Below are 24491 nucleotides of genomic sequence, written 5' to 3' on the forward strand. Positions count from 1 at the left end.
GTTAAATTTTAAAGTGCGAAATTGTTTCACAAATTTACCCTTTAATTTATTCTATCCAAGCCGCAAGTTGATACCTTTGTATTTAATTAACATTTTTGAGATGAAACACATTATAATTTTTGCCGTACTGCTTATTTCAATGACTCGTTGCTCTAAAGAATTAACTTTTGAAGACCAATTTTTTCAGAAAAAAACAATTTTGCCTTGCAAAAAAGAGTGTCCTCAAATCAGTGTGCGGATTCCGGTCGCAAAAGACGTTCCGGTCGTAGCTGACAGCATCAATAAAAAAGTATTTTCTGTTTTGAAAGAGATTATTTATTTTGGCGAAAAGCCTTATACATCGACTGATTACAAAGGACTGCTTGCTTCGTTTATTGGCTCCTACGAAAAACTGCAGAAAGAATACCCAAAGGATGTTTTTGGATGGGAAGCAAAAATTGAAGGAAGTGTAAAATATCAGTCCGACAGTATTTTAAATATCGAAATCAAGCATTACACTTATACTGGTGGTGCTCATGGCTATCAAGGTTTACGTTCTTTGATTTTTGATCCGGAAACGGGAAAATCGATTCCAACCAATAAATTATTTAAAGGCAGAAATGCGTTCAAGGCTTTCGCCGAAAAGAAATTCAGAGCCAAATATAAAATTCCTGAAAACCAACCCATAAACGCAACGGGATATCAATTTGAAAACGAAAAATTCGAACTTCCCCAAAACATTTTTTACACAGACAAAGGCCTGCTTTTACATTACAACCCTTATGAAGTAGCCTCTTATTCTGATGGACCGAAGGAACTATTGTTGTCTTATAATGAAGTGAACGAATATTTGGCAATTAAATAGTGAATGGTCTTTAAAAAATATTTTAAAGACCAAACAGTATTTTTATAAGGATTGCCTAGCCCCCGTTAACAGTGAAAACCCTTTTACTTTTTTCTTTAAAAAGTAAAAGATTGCAACGAATAGCGGGACACGAGCGAACCGACCTGACGAAGTAAAATAGCTCCTAAATAAATTTTCGAATATTCATCATAATCCCAATGTGGAGTCCTTCATGGAAATTACTGAAAGCCATAGCATCCTCAGCATTTCTCAAAACATGATCGCCGGTTGAAGTGGTATATTCCATGTAGTTTTTAAAAATTTTATTGTCATAATCCACTTTGGTTTGATTAATGGTTTCAAACAATAAAGATTTAATTTCATCCACTTCAGCTTGTGTAGCGATATGTTCCGGCTTGGTTCCCTTTTTGTATTTCTCAACCAAATCATCAGAAATCATCATGGGCAAACCAGAAAGCTTATACACTAACATTTGTTGTGCCACGATAATGTGTCCAATATTCCAAATCAAATTATTGCTGAATCCTTCCGGAATCGTGTTGAGTTGGTCAAGATTATATCCCGATAGAAATTTTGAAACCATATTTCTGCTTGTGGCACTGACGTCGAATAATTGATTCATTTTTTATTTTTTTGATAAAAATAATCATTTTCAGTGTCAAATGAATTTTCTTTGCACAAAGAAATCGCTATTTACATGGACATAATATACTATCTCGCTTCTTGCGACACCTGCAGAAAAATTATAAAATCATTACCTAAAGAACATGATTTTAAATTTCACGACATCAAACAAGACCCAATTACTGTAAAAGAACTGGAACAAATGCGCGAGCTTTCGGGCAGTTACGAAGCTCTTTTCAGCAAAAAAGCAGTGCTATATAAATCGATGGATTTAAAAAATAAATCCTTGACCGAAGAGGATTATAAAAAATATATTCTGGAACATTATACGTTCCTGAGCCGCCCAGTTTTTATCATCAAAAACAAAATTTATATTGGCAACACCCAGCAAAATATGTTGCAGGTAATGAAAGCTTTGGCATAATGTCCAAAAGAAATCTAGCCCTTATTGGCGCCACCATTGTCTCCATAATTTACGGCGTTACGTTTACCATTGCCAAAGATGTCATGCCGTTGTATATTGACGCCTATGGTTTCATACTATTACGCGTAGGCGGTTCAGTGATTTTATTTTGGCTGGCATGGCTTTTTATGCCGAAGGAAAAAATCGCACTCAATGATTTTCCTAGAATTATTGCTGCGGCTTTCTTTGGTGTGGCTTTGAATATGCTAACTTTTTTCAAAGGATTGAGCCTTACTTCTCCCATTAGTGCTGCGGTAATCATGGTCTCGACGCCTATGATTGTCCTAACACTTTCGGCCATTATCATGAAAGAGCGCATGAAAAACCGCATGGTTCTGGGAATCGTTTTGGGTTTAATAGGAACCGCTTTTCTTATTCTTTACGGAAAATCAATTGGTAGTGCCACCAATGCCGGTATGGGAAATTTTCTGGTTTTGGTCAACGCCATTTCGTATGGATTTTATCTAATTATCGTCAAGAAATTAATGGATAAATACAATGCTTTTACGTTTGTAAAATGGATTTATTTGTTCGGTTTTATCATGGTTTTGCCTTTTGGCTGGAGCCAATTTCAAACCGTGAACTGGGCTTTGGTTCCAATTGATATTTGCTGGAAAATCGGCTTTGTGGTGGTTTTTTCGACTTTTCTGACCTATTTACTGAATTTGCTTTCGATGAAAGAATTAAAACCAACCACGGTTGCCGTTTTTATTTATTTACAACCTGTATTTGCTACCATTTTCGCAATTGGTTTAGGCAAAGACGAATTGAGTTTGGTGAAAATTGGTTCCGCAGTTTTGATATTTGTGGGTGTTTATTTGGTGACACAAAAAAAGAGTGTTCAGTAATCAGTGTTCAGTCGTTGATTTAGAATCTTATAATTTCAATCCATTTACAAGTCTAAACCTGTTTATAAAAAAAGCACTGAATACTAAAAACTGACCACTGACTACTTTTTTATTATCTTTGACCTCTTTTAGAAAATTATATGATACAATCAATGACGGGTTTTGGTAAAGCCACTTTGCAATTACCAACCAAAAAAATAACGGTAGAAGTAAAATCCTTAAACAGTAAAGGTTTGGATTTGAATGTGAGAATGCCTTCGCTGTACCGCGAAATGGAATTGGGTTTACGCAACCAAATTGCACTTAAACTGGAAAGAGGAAAAGTAGATTTTTCTATTTTTATCGAAAGCACCGCGGAACAAACTTCTACGAAAGTAAATGTGCCCATTGTAAAAGCATATATCAATCAGTTAAGAGAAGTTTATGCTGATGCTGATGAAACCGAACTAATGAAAATGGCGGTTCGCATGCCGGATACCATGAAAATAGAACGTGATGAAATCGACGAAAACGACTGGATTCAAATCCAAACTGTTATCGAAGAGGCGGTACAAAACATCTTGAACTTTAGAAGAGATGAAGGAATGTCTCTAGAAAAAGAGTTTCAATTGCGAATTGGCAATATTCGTCAGTATATGACCGAAGCTTTGGCACTTGATCCAGAACGCGTTCAAGCCATAAAAGACCGTTTGCAAACTGCAATTGCGGAACTAAAAGTAAATGTAGACGAGAACCGTTTCGAGCAGGAATTGATTTATTATTTAGAGAAATTAGATATCACCGAAGAAAAAGTACGTTTGACGAATCACCTGGATTATTTCCTGGAAACCATCAACGGAACCGAAGCTAACGGTAGAAAATTAGGTTTTATCACCCAAGAAATGGGACGCGAAATCAATACGATGGGTTCTAAATCGAATCATGCACAAATGCAAAAATTAGTCGTTCAGATGAAAGACGAATTGGAAAAAATCAAAGAACAGGTTTTAAATGTTTTATAAAAAATAGTAAGTAGCGACGCGATTCATCGCGTCTTTTTGCATAAAAATTAGAAGTGATTGCACATCTAAAACAACAACAATATAATGAGCACAGGAGGAAAATTAATAGTGTTTTCGGCACCTTCGGGGTCTGGAAAGACGACAATCGTTAGACATTTACTAGGAAAAGAAGATTTGAATCTGGAATTTTCGATCTCGGCCGCTTCTCGTGAGCCAAGAGGCGAGGAAGTAAACGGAAAAGATTATTATTTCATGTCGACCAAAGAATTTAAAAAACACATCAAAAACGAAGATTTTCTGGAATGGGAAGAAGTGTATCGTGATAATTTTTACGGAACGCTAAAAAGCGAAGTAGAACGCATCTGGGCCAAAGGAAAAAATGTGATTTTTGATATTGATGTTTCTGGCGGCTTGCGAATTAAACATAAGTTCCCAAATGAAACGTTAGCCGTTTTTGTAAAACCACCCAGTATTGACGAATTGAAAATCCGTTTGAAAAAACGATCTACCGAAAGTGACGATAAAATCAACATGCGCATTGCAAAAGCCTCTGTAGAGCTGGCTACTGCACCACAGTTTGATGTTGTTATAAAAAATTATGATTTAGACATTGCTTTGGAAGAAGCCTATCAATTGGTAAAAGATTTTGTAAAAGATTAAATTCATGAAAATAGGATTGTATTTCGGAACATTTAACCCCATTCATGTTGGCCATCTCATCATTGCTAATCATATGGCAGAGCATGCGGATTTAGACCAAGTTTGGATGGTAGTTACGCCTCACAATCCTTTGAAGAAAAAAAACACTTTGCTTGATGATTACCATCGCTTGCAGATGGTACATCTTGCCACAGAGGATTTTCCAAAAATAAAACCTTCGGATATTGAATTTAAATTGTCGCAACCTAATTATACGGTGAACACTTTAGTTCATTTACAGGAAAAATATCCCAATTATGAATTCTCTTTAATCATGGGAGAAGACAATCTCAAGTCTTTGCGCAAATGGAAAAACTACGAAGCAATCCTCGAAAATCATGAGATTTATGTCTATCCAAGACTGGAGGCCAAAGACCAACCAGGCGAAGCAGTTTCTTCAGAAGTAGCGAATTTAGAACTAAGAAACCATCCAAAAATTCATATGATTGATGCTCCTGTGGTCGAAATATCGGCTACTTTTATTCGGGAAAATATTAAGAAAGGAAAAAATGTTCAGCCGTTATTGCCTGCAAATGTTTGGGAATACATCGATCATAATAATTTTTACAAGAAGTAATTACCTCAAAACGGTTTTCAATTCCAGTTCAATTTTCTCAAAAATAGCACTCAAATTGTCATTTTTACCAGATAATAAAAACACTTCTGTACTTGGCATTTGCTTGCTATTCCATAACAACTCTATTCTTTTTTCTTCTATATAAATCTTTGCGTTTATATTCCAAACAACGGCTATTCCGGTATTTTTAGAAAGCATTTCGATCATTTCATATTCGGAAGGAATGATATAATTGGGAATCATTGAAGGTCTTTTTTTATTAAAAACATGGAGCCAAAATAATTTGATATGCGGAATTTGAGCATTATGGCTGAACCATTTCTGGTCGTTTAACCAATGTTCAATTGAGTCAAAATCTTCACTCTTAATCTTTGATTTTAATTCGGAAGCGTCAATATTTGTGGAACCCACAATAATCTGTTTGATTTCGCCCAGCTTCTTCTGAATCGTGTCAAACGTATCGTATTGTTTGGTAACAACTGCAAAATCGAGTTTTTTAGAATCGACCAATTCAAAAAGCACATCATTTTCATGAAAACTAAAATCGATGAATTCAAATTTTGAAAGTAGTGGCCTTCCCAAACTGCTCATCAAATGTTTGGAGATTCCTATAGAAATTAATCGATTGGCATTGAATGCTTTGGCTCGAAAACCATTTTCAACATTTTCTAATCGATCCAGTGCTTCAATGATTAAATTATTGAGTAACTTAGCATATTCGGTTGGTTCCACGCCTTTAGACTTTCTATTAAAAAGTTTATAACCTACATGCGCCTCTAACATTGATATTTGCTGACTTACAGCCGGTTGACTGATAAATAATTCTTTGGCAGCCAGAGAAAAATTACCATTTTTATAAACGGATTTAAACGTTCTGTACCATTCCAGATTGACCATGATATAAATATATTTATCACAAACATAATTTAAATTATTTTTACTAATAGCATATTCGCCGTAGATTTGTATAAAGAAAATTCAAGATGAAAAAAATCGCATTATTTGCATTACTAGTATTAACTGTGGGTTGCTTATCAGCAACGGCACAAAAAACAAAAAAAACTAAGATGAAAAAAGTATTATTCGTTCTAACTAGTCATGATAAATTAGGGAACACAGGAGAAAAAACAGGTTTTTGGATTGAAGAATTTGCTGCTCCCTATTATGAGTTAGCAGATAAAGGAGTGATGATTGATATTGCATCTCCGCTAGGAGGACAGCCACCAATTGATCCAAAAAGTTCAGATCCCTCTTCGGCTACTGAAGACACCAAAAGATTTGACAAAGATATTGAACTACAAGCTAAACTAAGTAAAACACACAAACTAGCCGATGTTAAACAAGCTGATTATGATGCTGTTTTTTATCCAGGAGGTCACGGTCCGCTTTGGGATTTAGCCGAAGATAAAAATTCAATTGATTTGATTGAGGCTTTTTACACCAATAAAAAACCAGTCGCTTTTGTATGTCATTCCCCTGGAGCTTTGAAAAATGTGAAAGTAAATGGTGAATATTTAGTAAAAGGTAAAAAAGTAACCGGATTCTCTAATACCGAAGAAGAAGCTGTAGGTTTAACTAAAGTAGTTCCCTTTTTATTAGAAGATGCTTTACAAACAAATGGAGCAACTTATTCAAAAGTAGGCGATTGGCAACCTTATGCAGTTGAAGATGGTTTATTAATTACAGGTCAAAATCCAGCTTCCTCTAAACTAGTAGCTGAAAAACTATTAAATCAATTAAATTCAAAAAAATAAAAGCATGTTAAATTTCGAATTATACAATCCTACCAATTTAGTTTTTGGGAAAGGGCAAATTGAAAAATTATCAACTTTAGTTCCAGAAGGAGCAAAAATCCTTTTGGCATATGGCGGAGGAAGCATTTTTAAAAATGGAATCCACGAACAAGTAATTAACAATTTAAAAGGTTTCGAAATCGTGGAATTCAGCGGAATTGAAGCGAATCCTCATTTTGAAACATTAATGAAAGCCGTTGCAATAGTCAAAGAACAAAACATTGATTTTATTCTAGCTGTTGGTGGTGGATCTGTAATTGATGGCGTTAAATTTATTTCGGCAGCAGCTAATTTTGATGGTAATCCAATTGATATTCTTCAAAAAAGGTTGTTGATTAAAGATCTATCTAAAGTAATTCCTTTTGGAACCGTTCTAACTTTGCCAGCAACAGGAAGCGAAATGAATTCAGGAGCAGTAGTTACTATCGAAGCCACTCAGGAGAAATTAGCGTTTGGCGGAAGCGCCTTATTCCCTAAATTCTCTATTTGTGATCCAACGGTGATTGCTTCTTTGCCAAAGAGACAATTACAGAATGGCGTTGTAGATGCTTACACCCACGTTTTAGAGCAGTATTTAACTTATCCGCACGAAGGTTATCTTCAAGATCGAATTGCAGAAGGTATTTTACAAACTTTAATCCAAGTAGGTCCTGACGTAGTTGAGAATCCTAAAGATTATGCTTTGGCTTCTAATTTTATGTGGAGCTGTACGATGGCTTTAAATGGATTAATCCAAAAAGGAGTCCCTTCGGATTGGGCAACACACATGATTGGCCACGAATTGACTGCATTATACGGAATTGATCATGCCAGAACTTTGGCCGTTGTTGGTCCAAATTTATACCGAGTAATGTTCGAAACCAAAAAAGGAAAATTAGCACAGTACGGAAAACGTATTTTTAATTTGACCGGAACTGATGACGAAATTGCAAATGAAGCAATTAACAAAACAGTTGAATTCTTCCACACAATGGGAATGGATACCAAATTATCTGATTACACGAAAGACTTCGAAAAAACTGCCGATTTTATCGTAAAACGTTTTGAAGAAAGAGAATGGAAAGCACTAGGTGAAAAACAGAATATTACTTTAGAAAAAGTAAAGGAAATTGTAGAAATGAGTTATTAATTTAATTGAATAAAGGCTAATTTAGCAGCCCGACTCCAAAAAATAAAAGGCGTTCTCATACTTGTTATGGGAGCGCCTTTTTAAATACTAAAACATAACTAACTAATTCAATTCGCACTATATTTGTTAAATATTTAATTTATAATTATTTAAAACGCAAAACCAATACACATATTGTGTTAAAAAATAAAATAGTTTAGATTAATTATCGATTATTGTGAATGATCTACACTAAAACCCTTTAAACTCAAGGATTCCAGATAAATTTTATCTGTTTAATTAATTTTTAAGTACTTTTGATTAAATTTAATAAAAAAATGGCCGAAAGTATAAAATTCGCAGTGATTGGTGGTGGAAGTTGGGCAACAGCGATTGCAAAAATGTTATGTGTAAATCTTTCCGAAATTTCTTGGTACATGCGTAATGACGCTGCTATTGAACACATTAAAACCTACAAACACAATCCAAATTACTTAAGTTCGGTTGAATTTGATACCAAAAAACTTAAACTTACCAATGACATAAATGAGGCTGTTGCTTATGCTGATTATATCATTTTTGCAATTCCATCTGCTTTCTTAGATGGTGAATTAAAAAAACTGACTGTTTCCTTAGAGGATAAAATCATTTTTTCAGCAATTAAAGGAATTGTTCCCGAAACGAGTCTGATCGTAGGCGAACATTTTCATGTAAAATACGACATCCCTTATTATAATATAGGCGTAATTACAGGACCTTGCCATGCAGAAGAGGTAGCGATGGAACGATTGTCTTATCTTACTATTGCTTGTGGCGATGAAGAAAAAGCAAAAGTTGTAGCTAAAAATCTATCCGGGAATTACATAAAAACTAAAATCACAGATGACATTATAGGAACCGAATATGCAGCAATGCTAAAAAATATTTATGCTATTGCAGCAGGAATGGCGCATGGATTGGGTTACGGCGACAATTTTCAGTCGGTTTTGATGAGTAATGGGATTAGGGAAATGAAAAAATTCATCAAAAAAGTCCATAAAATGAAACGTAATATCAATGATTCCGCCTATTTAGGTGATTTATTGGTAACCGGTTATTCTGTGTTTTCAAGAAATAGAATGTTTGGAAATATGATTGGCAAAGGCTACACCGTGAAAGCGGCAATGATGGAAATGAGCATGGTTGCCGAAGGATATTATGCCGTAAAAAGTGCCTATAAACTGAACCAGGGTTATGGTGCCAAAACACCAATTATAGATGCTGTTTATAATATTCTTTACGATGGACAAGATGCCAAGGCTGTATTTAAACAATTAACGGACAAACTGGATTAATACTTTTTTGTTCTTTCGACACAGGAGAAATCTCATGATCTGAATCACTTGATGGGATTCGCCAGGCCTCTTCGCTGTCCCTCGGGACTTCTGCGTCGAAATGACAAGATTACAAATATATTCTTATGAGCGAAAGATGGAAATATCAGATTAAGACTGGCGGTGGTTGGGGAATTTTTATGACTGTTTTTATGATTCTGTTTGAGATAAAACAGACTCCTTTTTTAGAGCAAGTTTCAAAACCAAGCTTTTATATTCGTGCTGTCGCTTATATTTCGGTTGGAATATTTATTTTAGGTTATTTCAACTGGAAAGCCAAAAACAAAAGACTCAATCAATAAATTACCTCACAATAACTCCGTCAACAAATAAAATTGGCACTTCTTCCACAAAGTCCTCACTGATGGAATGTGATTTGAAAATGAATTTTTTATCGTATAATTTGTCTCCAATAAAGAAAGTCAGCATGAATTCATTATTGAGTGCCAAGACACTTTTCTCTATCATTTCGATTTTCATTACTGAAACAGGAAGCACTTCGACAAAAGCGTGACGCAAAAGCGATGTTTTTTTCATTTCGCCATCAATAGTGCCAAAAGCTTTGGAAACTACCATGACACTTTCGATTAGAAAATCACTGTCATTTACCAAATAGGCATACCAAACTTTTTCCATAAAATCGTCGCTCCATTCTTGAACGGCAGCTAGGAAAACGTTTTCTACTTCGGGGATGATGATGTCTTTTTTCATGTCATTGCGAAGAACGAAGCAATCTCTTCATTCATTATTAATTATTATTTAGTCTTTAAAACTTAAGTTTCTTGAAAAACTGAAATGCCCTAGCCCAGATGGGAACGGCATCCTTTCTTGTCCTGAACTTGTTTCAGGATTCTGAAACAAGTTCAGGACAAGAAAGATATAGTGTACAGCTGGAAATAGCTCCTAAAAACGCAAAAGTCTTTAATGATAGATACCATAATTAGATTGCTTCGTTCCTCGCAATGACTATATGCTTGATTTGAATTGCTCTAGGAAACGAACGTCATTTTCATAGAACATTCGGATGTCGCCAATTTGATATAGCAACATTGCAATTCTTTCGATTCCCATCCCGAAGGCAAAACCGTTATATTCGTCAGGATTGATGCCACAGTTTTTCAAAACATTTGGATCAACCATACCGCAACCCATGATTTCTAACCATCCGGTTCCTTTGGTGATTCTGTAATCAGTTTCTGTTTTTAAACCCCAATAAATATCAACCTCAGCGCTTGGTTCCGTAAACGGAAAGTAAGACGGACGTAAACGGATTTTTGACTTCCCGAACATTTGCTTAGTGAAATAAAGTAAAGTTTGCTTTAAATCTGCAAAAGAAACGTCTTTATCGATGTACAAACCTTCAACTTGGTGAAAAATACAATGTGAACGAGAGGAAACGGCTTCATTACGGAAAACCCTTCCCGGAGAAATCGTTCTGATAGGCGGTTTATTGTTTTCCATATAACGCACCTGCACAGATGAAGTGTGAGTACGCAACAAAATATCAGGATTGGTTTGAATGAAAAAGGTGTCTTGCATGTCACGCGCCGGATGATATTCCGGTAAATTTAATGCGGTGAAATTATGCCAGTCGTCTTCGATTTCCGGACCTTCAGAAACATTAAAACCTATGTTTGAAAAGATATCTATAATTTGGTTTTTTACCAATGAAATAGGGTGACGGGAACCAATAGTAATCGGTTCAGAAGAACGCGTCAAATCACCATAAAAACCTTTACTTTCTTCTTTACTCTCTAAAGATTCCTGTATGGTTTTTACTTTTTCTTCGGCAGAAGTTTTTAATAGATTTATTACCTGTCCAAATTCCTTTTTATGGTCGTTAGGAACATTCTTGAACTCCGCAAAAAGCTCTTTCAAAAGTCCTTTACTTCCTAAGAATTTAATTCTAAATGTTTCTAATTCTGCTGCATTTTGCGTTGAAAAAGCTTGTGCTTCGCCGATATATTCTTTTATCTTATCTATCATTTTCATTCCATAATTGAGAGTGCAAATTTAGGGAAAAGTTTTCAGTTTTCAGTCTCCGTTTTCAGTAGATTCGTTCTGAAAAGGGAGACTGCGACTGCAAACTACGAAATTACTTCTCTTTCTAGGAAATAATTGACAATTGCTTCTTTCATTAAGACTGATTGCTCACCCGCTTTTAGTGGCGGCAATTCCTCTTTTACCTTATAATGTGGCCAACCGTCCTCGTCAAAAAATTCGAATTCATAGAACCCATAAGGTTCCAATAACCTACAAATTGCAATATGCATAAGATTAAGTTTCTCGTCTTTTTTATATTCATTGTGTACTTTCCCGAGTTCTTGCACCCCGATTAAGTAAATAATGGCGTCTAAATCTAAATCTTCTCCTTGAGAAAATTGATCGGAAAGTATCGTTACAAGCTGTTCCCAGCGTTCTTTAAGTTGCGTGTCTCTTGACATTTTTATGAATTATGAATTATGAGTGATGAATTATTAAATCACCGACCATAAAATTAGTTGCACAAAGATAAGAACTTGAAAATTGGCAATTGATAATCAACAATTCTTTTATATTTGCTCTTTCTATTAATTATTGAATTATTATGGGACTTTTGGATATTATTTTGGGTGTTTTATTGGCTTTCGCTTTGTATAAGGGAATTAAAAATGGTCTTTTTATCGAATTGGCATCGTTGATTTCGCTAATCGTTGGTATTTATCTGGCAATAAAATTTTCTTCATTTATGAAGGCAGTGCTTTCGGGCTTTGTTCATTGGAATCCCAATACGATTCAGGTTGTTGCTTTTGTACTTACTTTTATGTTGGTTGTGATTGGAATATCCATACTGGCAAAAATCCTTACGCAAGTAACTGATTTAGCTTTCTTGGGCTGGATCAACAAATTGGGAGGCGGATTGTTTCGAGTGTTGAAAACCGTGTTGATAGTGAGTATCGTTTTTACTGTTTTCGAAAAAATAAACTACCATAATTTTTTAGCCAAGAAAGAAACGCTAGATAACTCCTTGTTTTATAATCCGATTCAAAAAACAGCCGGTTACATTTTTCCTTCAATAAAGAATTGGTATCAGGAGCTGAAGAAAAAGTGATCAGTAGTCAGTATTCGGTCGCAGTAGGCAGTTTTCAGATAGCAGTCTGCAGTTAAGCAGTGGAAAAAGGTTGTTAATTTAAAGAAAAGACTACGGCTAAAAACCTAAAATCTGAAATCTGAACTACTTCACTTCCCTTATTGCGCTGCTTTCAATCCAGCCTTCAGTACCATCTGTTAACTGCACTTTTTTCCAGTTGTCTACTTTTTCCTCTACGTAGACTTTGGTCCCTTCATGCAGCACAATAACCGCAGCACTCACCTTCTGTGGCTCGGCTCTTACCTCAGTAATTTCAGCAAAAACAATAGCTGGCTTTTCATTATCAAAATGACTTTTTTCGAAAATAGCCGAGGAAACAGTTATAAGAATTAGAAAAACGAGGACAAACATTCCAAAAAAGAAAATTCTTTTTGATCCCGTAGTTTCTGAAAAATAATACCCCACAAAAAACAACAGAAAAGAAGTTGCTAATACCACCGAAATCCATGCCCAAGTATTATAATGGTAAATACCCGTGAAGTCACGGAGTAGTTTTCCAAAACCTACTTTTGGCACTACTTTAATTTCATCTATGGTTCTTTTTTGGGCAAATTTCAGGTTGTTTGCAGTCTCGCTATCATTTGGATTGAGCACTAATGCTTTTTCATAGTTATAAATCGATGGCGCCACTTTATTCAATTTATAATAGCCGTTCCCAAGATTAAAATACAATTCTGCCGACTGCTTATTCTCTTTCAATACGTTTTCATACGCTTCAACCGCCTGATCGAATTTTCCGTTTTTATACAATTCATTCCCTCTTTCAAAACCACTTTGGGCAAAGAAAACTTGGGTTGACAATAATAGTATATAAAGTATGTTTTTCATTTTAATATTATAAGTTGTCGATAAACTATTCGTAAATCGTAAATCTAAAATTATATCTGTTTTTCCAAGTCTGAGATAATTAAAACGGCTTTGTCAAAATCCTGTTGAATAGCAACACTTGACGATGGCGCATATCTGGCCACTTCACAGTTTTCAGTCAATACAATGAAGTCATTAACCGATTGCGGATTGGCATTTCTAGACAATAAAACTTCCTGAATGTTATCCTTACTCATTTCTGATGTTTCAATATGCAACTTGGCTTTCAGGAAATTGTGCATTGCTTTTTCAAGGGCGATATAAAACAATTCTTTGTTGTTGATTTGTTTTTTGGCTTCCGACAAATATTTTTTGGCCAATTTATTATTCATCCTTATTCGGTTTCCGGTAACATCCCCGTCAATTGCTTCTTTCTTCTTTTTAACCAATACAATCACAGGAAGTATTAAAAACGGCAAAAACATCAACCCTAAATATAAATTAGACCCAAAGAAATCTTGCTTGTCTATCGTCAAAAGCTTTGTTTTTAACTTAATATACTTGAATTGTTCAACATTCGATATTTTATTTTTATGCGAAGAATTCGACGCTACAGCAGCCGTTGGCCCGTCTAGAACATTGATCATTATCTCTGGAGAACTTATTGTTTTATATTTTCCTGAACCCAAATCAAAGTAAGAAAAACGCAATGGCTTTAAAGGATAATTGCCTTTGTACTGTGGAATAATAGTATAACTGTCCGAAACCTTTCCAACCATTCCTGAAAGTGGTGTGTCTACTTTTTCGTTGTGAACGGCATCATACATTTCAAGTGCATTGGGCACAATTGGTTTTGGTAAACTAAATAATTTCATATTCCCTTTTCCAGTCACGCTCACAACCAAATCAAGGCTTTCCCCATTTTTTAAATCCGTTTTGTTAGGCGTTACTTTGAAATTAAAATTTCCTACCGCGCCAGAGAAATCTTCCGGTTTTCCAGCTTCGGGAAGTGCTTTGACTGTTATTATTTTTGATCCGGCGGATACTCTTTTACTGCCTTCTTTTACCACAACCTGCCCGTACATATTTCTTTGGTTGGTAGGCAACTGCACATCAATGTCCAAGGACAAAGGTTCTATGGCTAACTTTCCTGATTTTTGGGGATACAGTACCGTTTTTCTCAATACCACGTAACGGTATTTTTCTCCCTTAAACATGCCTTCCTGCGCAACCAATTGTTTGATATCAATATTTTGACTCCAGAAATCATTGTATTTAGGTTTGTTTAATTCTCTCCAATTAGTGATCCCAATATTGTAACTAAAATACAATTTGTAAACTACGGTGATCGGTTCATTGATGTAAGGATTTGTTTTAGAAACATCGGCAACAAGATAGAGGTTATCATCTGCAGAAATCTGAGTATCGTTTGGGTCTCTAGGTTCTGCTGTTGCCGCAGTAACGTTTATCCTAATAGGCGATGTTTTGTAAATTTGCCCATTGTATTCAATAGCTGCCTGCTTGATAGTTAAAGCCCCTTTTTTATTTGGCAGCAGAAAATAAGAATACACTTTCTCAAAGGAACTTCGTCCATTTACCCATGATTGACTCACTTGCTGGCTTGGTCCGGCAATAATTCTGAATCCATCAAAAGACGGCTGGATAAAATTATCTCCATCAACATTCATCATAAAATCGATACGAAGTCGCTCGTTTAGGCCTAGTATAGTTTTGCTTACCCTGGCTTCAAATTGTACTTGAGCGCTGAGTGAGCTGCACACCATTAAAACAATCGCTGCTATAAATCTTTTCATTTTTAAATTATCTTAATTGAATTACCAATCCTTCTCGGTTTTTATTGGTTTTCCCTTTACTTTTTGTGCATTTACTTTATCCTGAACTTTTTTCTCTTCCTTATTTACTGCGTCCAGAAGATTTTCTAAACGTTCTTTAGACATTCCCCCTGGCATTGGTTTTGGTTCGCCATTCTCATTGGGTTTTGGATCTTTCTTGTCTTTGTCCTTGTCTCCTTTATCGTCTTTCTTCTCCTTATCTTTATCGTCCTTCTTGTCTTTATCGTCCTTCTTGTCGTCCTTTTTATCGTCTTTCTTATCTTTCTTGTCGTCTTTCTTATCATCCTTTGGAGGATTTTCTTTCAGCATTTTTTTGGCTAAAGCATAATTATAACGCGTTTCCTCATCTGTGGGATTGTTTCGCAGTGCGTTTTTATAGGCTTCAACTGCTTGGGTATAATCCTTTTCTTTCATAAAAACATTCCCTAAATTATGGAAAGCTTTGTGTTTTTCAGGTCTTGAGTTGGCGCTTTTCAATGCTTTGGCAAAAGCAAATTTCGCTTCTGAGGCTTGATTTTGCTTATAAATGGAATTTCCTAAATTATAGGTCGCTACCGTTTTATTCGCAAATTTCGAATTAGAAATTCTGTAATTTGCTTCCGCATCAACAAAATTATTTTCGGCATATTCCTCGTTTGCTTTAGGCAATATTTTATCCTTCTGTTGTGCGTTTGCAACAAAAGTAAAAAGCAATAAAAGATGTAAGATTAAGTTTTTCCTCACCCCGACCCTCTCCAAAGGAGAGGGAGACGAGGCTGAATATATTTTGATCATTTTATTTTATTTATTCTCGTTAAATAAATTCAATTTGTTCACCCAACTTGTTTTTCTTTCCAAAAGAAAAATATCCAGGAATAACAAAACAAAAGCAAACCCTAAAAACCATTGAAACTGCGATTGAAAATCAGCCATTTCCGTAGCTTCAAATTCTGTTTTTTGGATTCGATCCAAAGTGTTTTTGATATACTCCAGAACTTCCTTAGTGTTATTACCATTGATGTAACCTCCTTTTGTGGCTTTTGCGATGGCTATCAAACCAGCCTGATTCAATTTAGTGATTACAACCTGATTGTTGTTATCTCTTTGAAAGCTTTCTACTATCCCATTTCGTTTCAATGGAATTGTTCCTCCTTTTTCAGTTCCAATTCCTATTGTGATGATTTTCATCCCCAGCTTATTTGCCTCTTCCGCTGCAGATTCAGATCCTTCAGAATGATCTTCTCCATCCGAAATCAAAATCAACAACTTGCTCGTTTTGCTCTTATCGTCAAAATAAGTCGATGATAATTTTATAGCCTCATCAAGCGATGTTCCTTGCGAAGAAACCATTTCGGTGTTCATACTTTGCAAAAACATTTTAGCTACACTGTAATCTGTTGTAATGGGCAATACGGGAAAAGCACTTCCGGCATAAGCTACAATTCCAATTCTATCGCTTCCTAACTGATTGATAATTTGCGAAACAATCTGCTTGCTTTTGTCCAACCGATTTGGCGCAACATCCTCGGCAAGCATACTTTTGGAGACATCCATTGCAAAAACGATATCAATTCCTTCTCGTTTTACGGTTTCCATTTTAGTTCCTATTTTTGGATTCACTAATCCAAAAATAATCCCAACCAAAGCAAGAAGCAGCAATACCAACTTCAAAACAGGTTTAAAAACAGAACTCTCAGGACTCAGTTTTTTAACCATTTCCAAATCCCCAAATTCGCGTTGTTTTCTTCTTTTCCAATATAAATTAATTAGAAAAACCAACACCACGATGGGTAGTGTAAAAAGTAAGTATAAATATTTTTTTTCGTCTAATTCCATTTTTTATCTTTTAGTCACAGTTTTTAGCTTGCAACTCTCCTTATATAAAGCTTTTAAAAACCGTTTTTCGCAATCCTACTTCAAGTAACAATAAGAAACCGGCAAACCACACAAACGGTCTGAATTTTTCATCATAATCATAGAATTTTAGCTCTTCAATTTCTGTAGTTTCTAACTTGTTTATTGTGGAATAAATTTCGGCTAACTTGCTATTACTCGTTGCTCTAAAATATTTTCCGCCTGTATTGTTTGCAATCTTTTTCATCATTTGCTCGTCAATTTCCACTTTCATCATTTGAAAGAGAAATTTTCCATTTGGCGCAATTGCATAAGGAAACATTGCCATCCCGTTTGTTCCAATTCCTATCGTATATACTTTTATTCCGTATTGTTTTGCAATATCCGAAGCGGTATCAGGCTCAATAAATCCAGCATTATTCACCCCATCAGTCATCAGAATAACTACTTTACTTTTCGCCTTGCTATCTTTTAATCGATTCACGGCGGTAGCCAACCCCATTCCTATTCCTGTTCCGTCCACTAAGACATTATCGTATTTTATACTTCTGATCGCATCTAGAATAACCGCTTTGTCGCTAGTCACCGGTGTTTTAGTATATGCTTCCGAAGCATAGACAACAAGCCCAATTCTATCGTTTGGTCTTTCCTCAACAAAATCAGCCGCTAATTTTTTGAGTGCTTGCATTCGATCTGGTTTCAAATCTTTGGCAAGCATACTTCCTGAAACGTCTATTGCCATAACAATATCAATTCCTTTGGTGGTTTTTGTTTTATTGCTTACATCAACCGTTCTTGGTCTCGCCATCGCTACAATCAAGGACGATAAAGCCAATACTCGAAACACGTTCAAAATTGGTTTTAGCTTTACTAATAAAGAATCGGAATTCTTGAATCCTTGAATAGAACTGATTTTTAATGTTGCCGATTGTTGGTTCTTTTTCCAAAATAACCAAACAACAGCAACTGGAATCAGAAGAAACAACCAAAAAAATTCTGGGTTTAAAAAAGTTATCTTATCCATTATTTACTTAATTGTTTTAATTCAACAGAGCTCAAAACTCGTTCTGATATTTGATTCGCATAATCATCGCCTTCCTCATGGAAAATTATAATTTGCTGTAAACCTCCTTCTTGGCTGAACAACAATGCTTCATAATACAATTTAGCACTGCTTTGAGTATCACTGTTTATTTTCGAAAATGTTCCGTATGCCTTGAGTCCTTTAATCCCTTCTTTTGTTTCAAAATCTTCTTGCTTGACAATCATGTTTTGAGCTCCTTGAGATTCTAAGGACTGCAACGCACCATCCATTGACTTTGCCAAATCAATCTCTCCTTCTTTTTTGTATTTTAAGGTAGAAATCATAATGTAGAAATTGTCCTCTACAGTCCCATAAGCAAAAGATTGCATTTCTTTAATCAAAGCCATTCCGTCTTTAGGCAATGTTTTGGTCAGATCTACTCTCTTAAGCACTTTTGGAGTTTCTATTATAATTCCAGGATTTCCATATTCACTTTTTATCCATTCTCCTTCCAACAATTCCTTTGTCGCATTCCCAAAAATATTGTCTTTTACATAATCAAATCCTTTGAGAACGATAAAGAAGGTAGTCGTTGCCACCAATATAAAAACAACTGATGATATAGTAAGTACGATGCGTTTCTTTCTCTTTTTTTGCAATTGAATTTGTATCTGCTTTTGTCTTTGTGCTTCATTCAACAAAGTATCTTCTTCTACAGGAACTTCAACCGGAATAGAACTATCTAATGTCAAAATTGCTTTTTGAATCTTATTTCGATCTTCAGTGATTTCAAAATCCAATGGTTTTGATTTAGCAAATTTTACTAAATCGGCTTGTTTCAATACCCGTTCCAGATTTTCGATTGTTTCCTGCGAAACCGTCATTTTCTTTTTGACAGAAGCTGCTTTAAGTCCTTGAATCAGTTCAGAAGTTGTGCTTTCCATCGCTGGAATTTCAATTGCTTCCTCGATATAATTTCTGGCAATATCCGTCAATTCACTATAATAGGCTTTGACTTCCCCTTTTTGCCAAAGTTCTTTTTTCTCCAAATTATTCAGCAAACTCGTTGCTTTTTCAATTGGTGTTTTGAAAATTTCTTCTTCTAATTTTTTCTTTTGGTGTTTTTTTATGTACCAATAAATGAATACTCCAATACCAATAATCAATGCCAAAATCAGCAGGTATTTCCACCAATTTCCAATTGATTTGTCCGCTGGTGCAATGTCCTTTATGTCAAACATCTTTTGTTTTAACGTATCAACTTTAACATTGGCAACCTCAACCAAAAGCGAATCCGTCATAAACGGTTTACTGTCGATAAAAACCTTTATGCTGGGAATAACATACCTACCTGAATCAAATTGGGTTAATCCGTACTTCTTTACTAATTCATAACGGCCGTCCGTTTTTATAGTATCAATAGGATAAGACTGAATTACTTCCAGCGCTCCAAAGTTTTTCAATTTTGGAAAAATAACCTTAGACGAAGTGTCGACAGTCGTTTTTATGGACAGTTTAAATTCGGCACCAATTTTATTTCTAATCGTGTCAATACTTGTAACTACTTGCTTTTGCTGTGCAAAAACAAACGTTGTAAACAGTAAAAAAAGTAGGTATAATTGTTTTTTCATCTTTTATTATTGAACCCTTTTGATTTTTGATTTACGATTAACGATTTTTGATTTCAGACTTTTCCTGAAACTCCGATTCGTTTAACATCGAAAATCTATATTATTTCAGATTTGTTTTAGCTGTTTTAATACTTGATACGAAAATAGAAATTAACTCATTGGCCTCTGCTTTTGCAATCGATAAATTATTTAAATCTGACATTAAATTTGATTTTTCAATAATTTTTAAACAAACAAAACTTTCTCTTAATTCTTTTAAACAAATACCCAATTTATGAATAAAATCTTTACTACTTTCTGCGCTTTGGGCTTCTCCATAATTTAAAGCGGGTGAAGTTCCAGATCTAATTATTTGTCCTGCCAGATGATTCCCCGCATAATTTTTTTCAAATTTACTTGCGACAATTATTATTGTCGCTGCAAAGTCTATTAATCTATTTTCTAATTCTTGTTTATTCACTTGATACTTTTTATTTTCAATCTAAAATCAATTATCCATTCCAACAATATCTGAAATCAAAAATCGTTAATCAAAAATCTGCCATCTTTATCTCGATTTAAAATAGCTTAATAATTTAGTGACATAACTTTCGTCAACCCTTGTATTTACAACACCCGAACCTGATTTGCTGAATGTTTCCTTAAAATAGTTCACTTTTTCGTGATACAATTTCTCATAATTCATTCGCACTGATTTAGAACCTGTGTTCACCACTTGGATCTCGCCAGTTTCGGCATCAAGCATGGAAACCATTCCTAAATTGGGCATTTTTTCTTCTCGAATGTCGTACACGCGAATACCCGTTATATCGTGTTTCTTGGAAGCAATTTTTAAAGTCTGTTCGTAATCTTCTGACATGAAATCAGAAATAATAAATACGATGGCTTTCTTTTTTTGGGTTCCCGATAAAAATTTCAACGCTTGAGCAACGTCAGTTTTCTGGCTTTTTGGCTGAAATTCAATCAATTCTCGTATGATACGCAACACATGTGACCTTCCTTTTTTAGGCGGAATATACAATTCGATTTCATCCGAAAATAGAATCAAACCTATTTTATCGTTATTTTGAGTAGCCGAAAATGCCATTGTTGCCGCAATCTCCGTAACAATATTTTTCTTAAATTGGTTTTTAGAACCAAAACTTTCCGAACCAGAAATATCCACCATCAACATCATCGTCAATTCACGCTCTTCCTCAAAAACTTTTACGTGCGCTTCATTATATCGTGCGGTCACATTCCAATCAATGGCACGAATGTCATCGCCGTACTGATATTGACGCACTTCGCTGAATGTCATCCCCCGTCCTTTGAAAGAAGTGTGGTATTCCCCTGAAAAGATATGATCACTCAATCTTCGGGTTTTGATTTCTATTTTTCGTACTTTTTTTAAAAGCTCTTTTGTATCCATAAGTTCAGTGTTCAGTGTTTAGTGTTCAGTGTTCAGTTACTGAAAACTGAATTCTGATTACTGCAAACTGTTTTAAGGTACTTCGATCTCGTTTACGATTTTGTTTATGATATCAACTGAAGTAATGTTTTCCGCTTCCGCTTCATACGTAATTCCAATTCTGTGACGCAATACATCATGAACCACAGCGCGGACATCTTCCGGGATTACATATCCACGACGTTTGATAAAGGCGTAACATTTTGCGGCATTCGCCAAATTGATACTTCCACGTGGTGAAGCTCCAAAACTGATTAACGGTTTCAACTCGGCTAATTTATATTTCTCCGGGTAACGTGTCGCAAAAATAATATCAAGAATATATTTCTCTATTTTTTCATCCATGTACACTTCACGAACTGCTTCTTGCGCACGTAAAATTTGTTCTACGGAAACTACAGGATTTACTTTTTCGTAACTTCCTTTTAGATTTTGGCGAATTACCAATCGTTCGTCTTCCATTTTTGGGTAGTCAATAACCGTTTTCAACATGAAACGATCGACTTGCGCTTCAGGCAATTGGTACGTTCCTTCTTGTTCAATTGGATTTTGGGTAGCCAAAACTAAAAATGGTCGGTCAAGCTTGAAAGTAGTATCGCCAATGGTCACTTGCTTTTCCTGCATGGCCTCTAAAAGTGCTGATTGTACCTTTGCTGGCGCACGATTAATCTCATCTGCGAGGACGAAATTGGCAAAAATTGGTCCTTTTTTTATCGAAAATTCATTGGCTTTAATGTTGTAAATCATGGTTCCCACAACATCGGCAGGCAATAAATCTGGTGTAAATTGTATTCTGCTGAAAGATCCATGAACAGCTTGTGAAAGGGTATTTATCGCCAATGTTTTTGCTAATCCGGGCACGCCTTCTAGCAAAATATGTCCTTGGCCTAAAAGTCCAATTAATAAACGCTCTACCATGTGCTTTTGACCCACGATAACTTTGTTCATTTCCATGGTGAGAAGGTCTATAAAAGCACTTTCTCTTTCAATTTTTTCATTGATTGCTCTAATGTCTAAAGTCGCTGTATTTTCTTCCATTTTATGATTTTTAAAACCTTGAATTTAATGCCGTCGTTTTGATGGTGCAAATTGAATTTTTTTTTAGAAGTAAGATGTTAAAAAATGGTTAAAACTTCGACCAAAGACCTAATTTTAAGGATGAATTATGATAGAATTTACCTATTTTTAAGAACTTTGAAAAATATACTTTGAAATTGAAGATTTAGAAATTTCAATAAAAAACAAAAACCATGAGCAAAACAAAATTATCACCTATTGTAGCTGGCGTCATGAATTGGGGAATTTGGGATAAAAATCTCAATACCAAAGAAATGGAAAACATGATTAATATCTGTTTAGAAAATAAAATAACCACCTTTGATCATGCTGATATATACGGTGATTATACCACCGAATCAGATTTTGGAAAAGCGTTTGCTTCCAGCAAAATAGCCAGAGAAAAAATGCAACTGATCTCTAAATGTGGCATCCAAATGGTGACGGAAAACCGTATGAACACTATTAAACATTACGAATATTCCAAAGATTACATTATTTGGTCCGCTGAAAATTCTTTACAGAATTTACACACTGATTATTTGGACGTGTTTTTATTGCACAGACCAAGTCCTTTGATGCAAGCAGATGAAATTGCTGAAGCGGTTTTAAAATTAAAATCCGAAGGAAAAATTATTGATTTTGGTGTTTCTAATTTTACGTCGTCCCAAACAGAATTAATTCGTCAGAAAACGGAAATCAGTTACAACCAGATACAATTTTCAGCTACCAACTTCGAACCTATGGTTGACGGTAGTTTTGATTATATGCAAATGCACAATATCCGACCAATGAGTTGGAATCCGTTGGGATGTGTTTTTAGGGAAGATATTCCACAAACCCACCGATTGAAAAAATTATTGGCGACATTAGTTTCAAAATACCATTTAGGTTCTGATACGATTTTACTTTCCTGGGTTTTAAAACATCCAGCAAAAGTAATTCCTATTGCCGGAACAGTCAATGTCGCCAGAATACAGTCGTTGATAAAAGCGGTCGAATTAGAACTGGAAAAAGAAGATTGGTTTGCCATTTGGTCCGAGAGTATTGGAACCAATGTCCCGTAATCCCATTCCAGGTTTCAGAAATAAAAATAAAGAAAAATAGATTTATAAAACGCAATTAAATCAAGGATTACGTTTTCAAGATAGAAATTATAAATTATGAGTAAAATAGCTTTAGTAACTGGTGCCACCAGCGGAATTGGTCAGGCAACAGCAAGAATTTTAGCAAAGAACAATTATAAAATTATTCTTTGCGGGCGACGTGAAGACCGACTGGCAGAAATGAAAAATGAACTGTCTGAATTTACGGAAGTGCATACTTTATCCTTTGATGTTCGAGATAAAAAGGCCGTTTTTGAAAGCATTGATTCTTTGCCTGAAGCGTTTTCCAAAATTGATGTTTTGATAAATAATGCAGGAAATGCACATGGTTTAGACTCGATACAAAATGGAGATTTAGACGATTGGGATGCGATGATTGACATCAATGTGAAAGGACTTTTATATGTTTCGAAAGCAATAATTCCGAAAATGATTGAGCAAAAATCTGGTCATATCATTAACATTGGCTCCATTGCCGGAAAAGAAGTCTACCCAAACGGAAACGTTTATTGTGCTTCAAAACACGCCGTTGATGCACTAAACCAAGCCATGCGAATGGACTTGAATCCTCATGGAATTCGCGTTGGTGCTATCCATCCGGGTGCAGTAGAAACGGAGTTTAGTGAAGTGCGTTTCAAAGGAGATACAGACAAAGCCGCCAATGTTTATAAAGGTTTTGAGCCATTACATCCAGAAGATATCGCGGACATTATTCATTTTGTAGTTTCCCGACCGTATCATGTAAATATTGCTGATTTGATGGTGTTGCCAACTGCACAGGCATCGGCGACTATTTTAAAAAGAGATTGATTATTACCATTAATTATTATTTATTTCTATTTTTATTATTCATTATAAAACCCTGAAATATGGCGAATTACAATTCTTTTGAGGAAATGGTAATTTATCAATTAGCTAGAGAACAAAGCAATCAAGTTTGGCATTTGATCCAAAACACAACCCTTGGTCAGGATTATAAATTGAGAGATCAGATCAATGGTTCTTCTGGTTCAGTTATGGATAACATTGCAGAAGGTTTTGGTCGAGGAGGAAACAAAGAATTTATTACTTTTCTAAGTTATTCAAGAGGTTCTTGCTGTGAAACAAAATCACAGTTACAAAGATCATTCGACAAAAAACATATTAATGAAGAAAACTATTTGGAATTAACTTTAAAGTCTCAAATTATAATTGACCAAATTTCAAAATTTATGAATTTTTTAAAAAGTTCTGATAGAAAAGGGTCAAAATCCGATTGACAACTGTGACTT

At 35.1% G+C, this 24491-nt stretch carries 28 protein-coding genes; 14 read left to right on the top strand and 14 right to left on the bottom strand.

The features are described from left to right. Nucleotides 1–100 precede the first annotated feature (100 nt). Nucleotides 101–844, top strand: coding sequence for a DUF3298 and DUF4163 domain-containing protein (locus ACFX5E_RS06185; RefSeq protein ID WP_379854314.1), 744 nt, complete (start codon nucleotides 101–103; stop codon nucleotides 842–844). A 163-nt stretch (nucleotides 845–1007) separates the two neighbouring features. Here the strand turns inward: ACFX5E_RS06185 and ACFX5E_RS06190 are convergent, their stop codons facing one another. Further along, a complete protein-coding gene (locus ACFX5E_RS06190; protein WP_379854315.1) occupies nucleotides 1008–1466 on the bottom strand; it encodes a DinB family protein in 459 nt (152 codons plus the stop codon). 75 nt (nucleotides 1467–1541) lie between these two features. Between ACFX5E_RS06190 and ACFX5E_RS06195 the strand changes: the two genes are divergently transcribed. The 5 genes from ACFX5E_RS06195 to nadD all read left to right on the top strand — a co-directional run bounded on the left by ACFX5E_RS06195 (nucleotide 1542) and on the right by nadD (nucleotide 5056). Then, the gene (locus ACFX5E_RS06195; protein WP_379854316.1) at nucleotides 1542–1892 is read left to right on the top strand and encodes an arsenate reductase family protein; all 351 of its coding nucleotides are present in this window, start codon (nucleotides 1542–1544) and stop codon (nucleotides 1890–1892) included. Continuing rightward, complete coding sequence (locus ACFX5E_RS06200; protein ID WP_379854317.1) at nucleotides 1892–2779, top strand: DMT family transporter; 888 nt, start codon at nucleotides 1892–1894, stop codon at nucleotides 2777–2779. The genes ACFX5E_RS06195 and ACFX5E_RS06200 overlap by 1 nt, the downstream gene beginning before the upstream one ends. Nucleotides 2780–2919: 140 nt before the next feature. Then, nucleotides 2920–3780, top strand: coding sequence for a YicC/YloC family endoribonuclease (locus ACFX5E_RS06205; RefSeq protein WP_379854319.1), 861 nt, complete (start codon nucleotides 2920–2922; stop codon nucleotides 3778–3780). Nucleotides 3781–3864: 84 nt separating this feature from the next. Then, complete coding sequence (gene gmk, locus ACFX5E_RS06210; protein WP_379854320.1) at nucleotides 3865–4440, top strand: guanylate kinase; 576 nt, start codon at nucleotides 3865–3867, stop codon at nucleotides 4438–4440. A gap of 4 nt (nucleotides 4441–4444) precedes the next feature. Then, nucleotides 4445–5056, top strand: a complete 612-nt coding sequence (gene nadD, locus ACFX5E_RS06215; protein WP_379854322.1) for a nicotinate (nicotinamide) nucleotide adenylyltransferase — start codon at nucleotides 4445–4447, stop codon at nucleotides 5054–5056. Here nadD and ACFX5E_RS06220 read toward each other — a convergent pair whose 3' ends face one another. Further along, on the bottom strand, nucleotides 5057–5953 hold the full coding sequence (locus ACFX5E_RS06220) for a LysR family transcriptional regulator (protein WP_379854323.1): 897 nt from the start codon (nucleotides 5951–5953) through the stop codon (nucleotides 5057–5059). A gap of 86 nt (nucleotides 5954–6039) precedes the next feature. On the opposite strand from ACFX5E_RS06220, the gene ACFX5E_RS06225 reads away from it, so the two are divergent. The 4 genes from ACFX5E_RS06225 to ACFX5E_RS06240 all read left to right on the top strand — a co-directional run bounded on the left by ACFX5E_RS06225 (nucleotide 6040) and on the right by ACFX5E_RS06240 (nucleotide 9632). After that, nucleotides 6040–6810 (top strand): type 1 glutamine amidotransferase domain-containing protein, encoded by a 771-nt coding sequence (locus ACFX5E_RS06225; protein ID WP_379854324.1) that lies wholly within the window; start codon nucleotides 6040–6042, stop codon nucleotides 6808–6810. A gap of 4 nt (nucleotides 6811–6814) precedes the next feature. After that, a complete protein-coding gene (locus ACFX5E_RS06230) occupies nucleotides 6815–7978 on the top strand; it encodes an iron-containing alcohol dehydrogenase (RefSeq protein ID WP_379854325.1) in 1164 nt (387 codons plus the stop codon). Between the two features lie 317 nt (nucleotides 7979–8295). Further along, nucleotides 8296–9291: an NAD(P)H-dependent glycerol-3-phosphate dehydrogenase gene (locus tag ACFX5E_RS06235; RefSeq protein WP_379854326.1), complete on the top strand. Its 996-nt coding sequence runs from the start codon at nucleotides 8296–8298 to the stop codon at nucleotides 9289–9291. Between the two features lie 125 nt (nucleotides 9292–9416). After that, nucleotides 9417–9632 carry a hypothetical protein gene (locus tag ACFX5E_RS06240; protein ID WP_379854327.1) on the top strand — a complete coding sequence of 72 codons (216 nt, stop codon included), beginning with the start codon at nucleotides 9417–9419 and terminating at the stop codon, nucleotides 9630–9632. Nucleotide 9633: 1 nt separating this feature from the next. Here ACFX5E_RS06240 and ACFX5E_RS06245 read toward each other — a convergent pair whose 3' ends face one another. From ACFX5E_RS06245 to ACFX5E_RS06255, 3 genes are all read right to left on the bottom strand, one after another. Then, nucleotides 9634–10041 (bottom strand): hypothetical protein, encoded by a 408-nt coding sequence (locus tag ACFX5E_RS06245; protein WP_379854328.1) that lies wholly within the window; start codon nucleotides 10039–10041, stop codon nucleotides 9634–9636. Nucleotides 10042–10296: 255 nt separating this feature from the next. Beyond that, nucleotides 10297–11316, bottom strand: coding sequence for a phenylalanine--tRNA ligase subunit alpha (pheS, locus tag ACFX5E_RS06250; protein ID WP_379854329.1), 1020 nt, complete (start codon nucleotides 11314–11316; stop codon nucleotides 10297–10299). Between the two features lie 101 nt (nucleotides 11317–11417). Further along, on the bottom strand, nucleotides 11418–11774 hold the full coding sequence (locus tag ACFX5E_RS06255; protein WP_379854330.1) for a hypothetical protein: 357 nt from the start codon (nucleotides 11772–11774) through the stop codon (nucleotides 11418–11420). 143 nt (nucleotides 11775–11917) lie between these two features. Between ACFX5E_RS06255 and ACFX5E_RS06260 the strand changes: the two genes are divergently transcribed. Continuing rightward, nucleotides 11918–12421, top strand: a complete 504-nt coding sequence (locus ACFX5E_RS06260; protein WP_379854331.1) for a CvpA family protein — start codon at nucleotides 11918–11920, stop codon at nucleotides 12419–12421. Between the two features lie 123 nt (nucleotides 12422–12544). On the opposite strand, the gene ACFX5E_RS06265 is transcribed toward ACFX5E_RS06260, so the two are convergent. From ACFX5E_RS06265 to ACFX5E_RS06305, 9 genes are all read right to left on the bottom strand, one after another. Next, entirely contained in the window at nucleotides 12545–13288 is a 744-nt protein-coding gene (locus ACFX5E_RS06265; protein ID WP_379854332.1) for a tetratricopeptide repeat protein, read from the bottom strand. Nucleotides 13289–13338: 50 nt separating this feature from the next. After that, entirely contained in the window at nucleotides 13339–15081 is a 1743-nt protein-coding gene (locus ACFX5E_RS06270) for a BatD family protein (RefSeq protein ID WP_379854333.1), read from the bottom strand. 21 nt (nucleotides 15082–15102) lie between these two features. Next, nucleotides 15103–15894, bottom strand: a complete 792-nt coding sequence (locus ACFX5E_RS06275) for a tetratricopeptide repeat protein (protein ID WP_379854334.1) — start codon at nucleotides 15892–15894, stop codon at nucleotides 15103–15105. A 6-nt stretch (nucleotides 15895–15900) separates the two neighbouring features. Continuing rightward, on the bottom strand, nucleotides 15901–16935 hold the full coding sequence (locus tag ACFX5E_RS06280) for a VWA domain-containing protein (protein WP_379854336.1): 1035 nt from the start codon (nucleotides 16933–16935) through the stop codon (nucleotides 15901–15903). Between the two features lie 40 nt (nucleotides 16936–16975). Then, nucleotides 16976–17977: a vWA domain-containing protein gene (locus ACFX5E_RS06285; protein ID WP_379854337.1), complete on the bottom strand. Its 1002-nt coding sequence runs from the start codon at nucleotides 17975–17977 to the stop codon at nucleotides 16976–16978. Continuing rightward, a complete protein-coding gene (locus tag ACFX5E_RS06290) occupies nucleotides 17977–19608 on the bottom strand; it encodes a hypothetical protein (RefSeq protein WP_379854338.1) in 1632 nt (543 codons plus the stop codon). The genes ACFX5E_RS06285 and ACFX5E_RS06290 overlap by 1 nt, the downstream gene beginning before the upstream one ends. A gap of 100 nt (nucleotides 19609–19708) precedes the next feature. Continuing rightward, a complete protein-coding gene (locus ACFX5E_RS06295; RefSeq protein WP_379854339.1) occupies nucleotides 19709–20068 on the bottom strand; it encodes a four helix bundle protein in 360 nt (119 codons plus the stop codon). Nucleotides 20069–20155: 87 nt separating this feature from the next. Further along, nucleotides 20156–21019 (bottom strand): DUF58 domain-containing protein, encoded by an 864-nt coding sequence (locus ACFX5E_RS06300; protein ID WP_379848779.1) that lies wholly within the window; start codon nucleotides 21017–21019, stop codon nucleotides 20156–20158. Between the two features lie 72 nt (nucleotides 21020–21091). After that, complete coding sequence (locus tag ACFX5E_RS06305; RefSeq protein ID WP_379854340.1) at nucleotides 21092–22096, bottom strand: AAA family ATPase; 1005 nt, start codon at nucleotides 22094–22096, stop codon at nucleotides 21092–21094. Nucleotides 22097–22308: 212 nt separating this feature from the next. Between ACFX5E_RS06305 and ACFX5E_RS06310 the strand changes: the two genes are divergently transcribed. The 3 genes from ACFX5E_RS06310 to ACFX5E_RS06320 all read left to right on the top strand — a co-directional run bounded on the left by ACFX5E_RS06310 (nucleotide 22309) and on the right by ACFX5E_RS06320 (nucleotide 24479). Next, nucleotides 22309–23181, top strand: coding sequence for an aldo/keto reductase (locus tag ACFX5E_RS06310; protein WP_379854341.1), 873 nt, complete (start codon nucleotides 22309–22311; stop codon nucleotides 23179–23181). Between the two features lie 96 nt (nucleotides 23182–23277). Next, complete coding sequence (locus tag ACFX5E_RS06315) at nucleotides 23278–24030, top strand: SDR family NAD(P)-dependent oxidoreductase (protein ID WP_379854342.1); 753 nt, start codon at nucleotides 23278–23280, stop codon at nucleotides 24028–24030. 59 nt (nucleotides 24031–24089) lie between these two features. After that, nucleotides 24090–24479 (top strand): four helix bundle protein, encoded by a 390-nt coding sequence (locus ACFX5E_RS06320; protein WP_379854343.1) that lies wholly within the window; start codon nucleotides 24090–24092, stop codon nucleotides 24477–24479. Nucleotides 24480–24491: the final 12 nt, after the last annotated feature.

This window comes from Flavobacterium xylosi (genome assembly GCF_042787345.1).
GTDB classification, from domain to species: domain Bacteria; phylum Bacteroidota; class Bacteroidia; order Flavobacteriales; family Flavobacteriaceae; genus Flavobacterium; species Flavobacterium xylosi.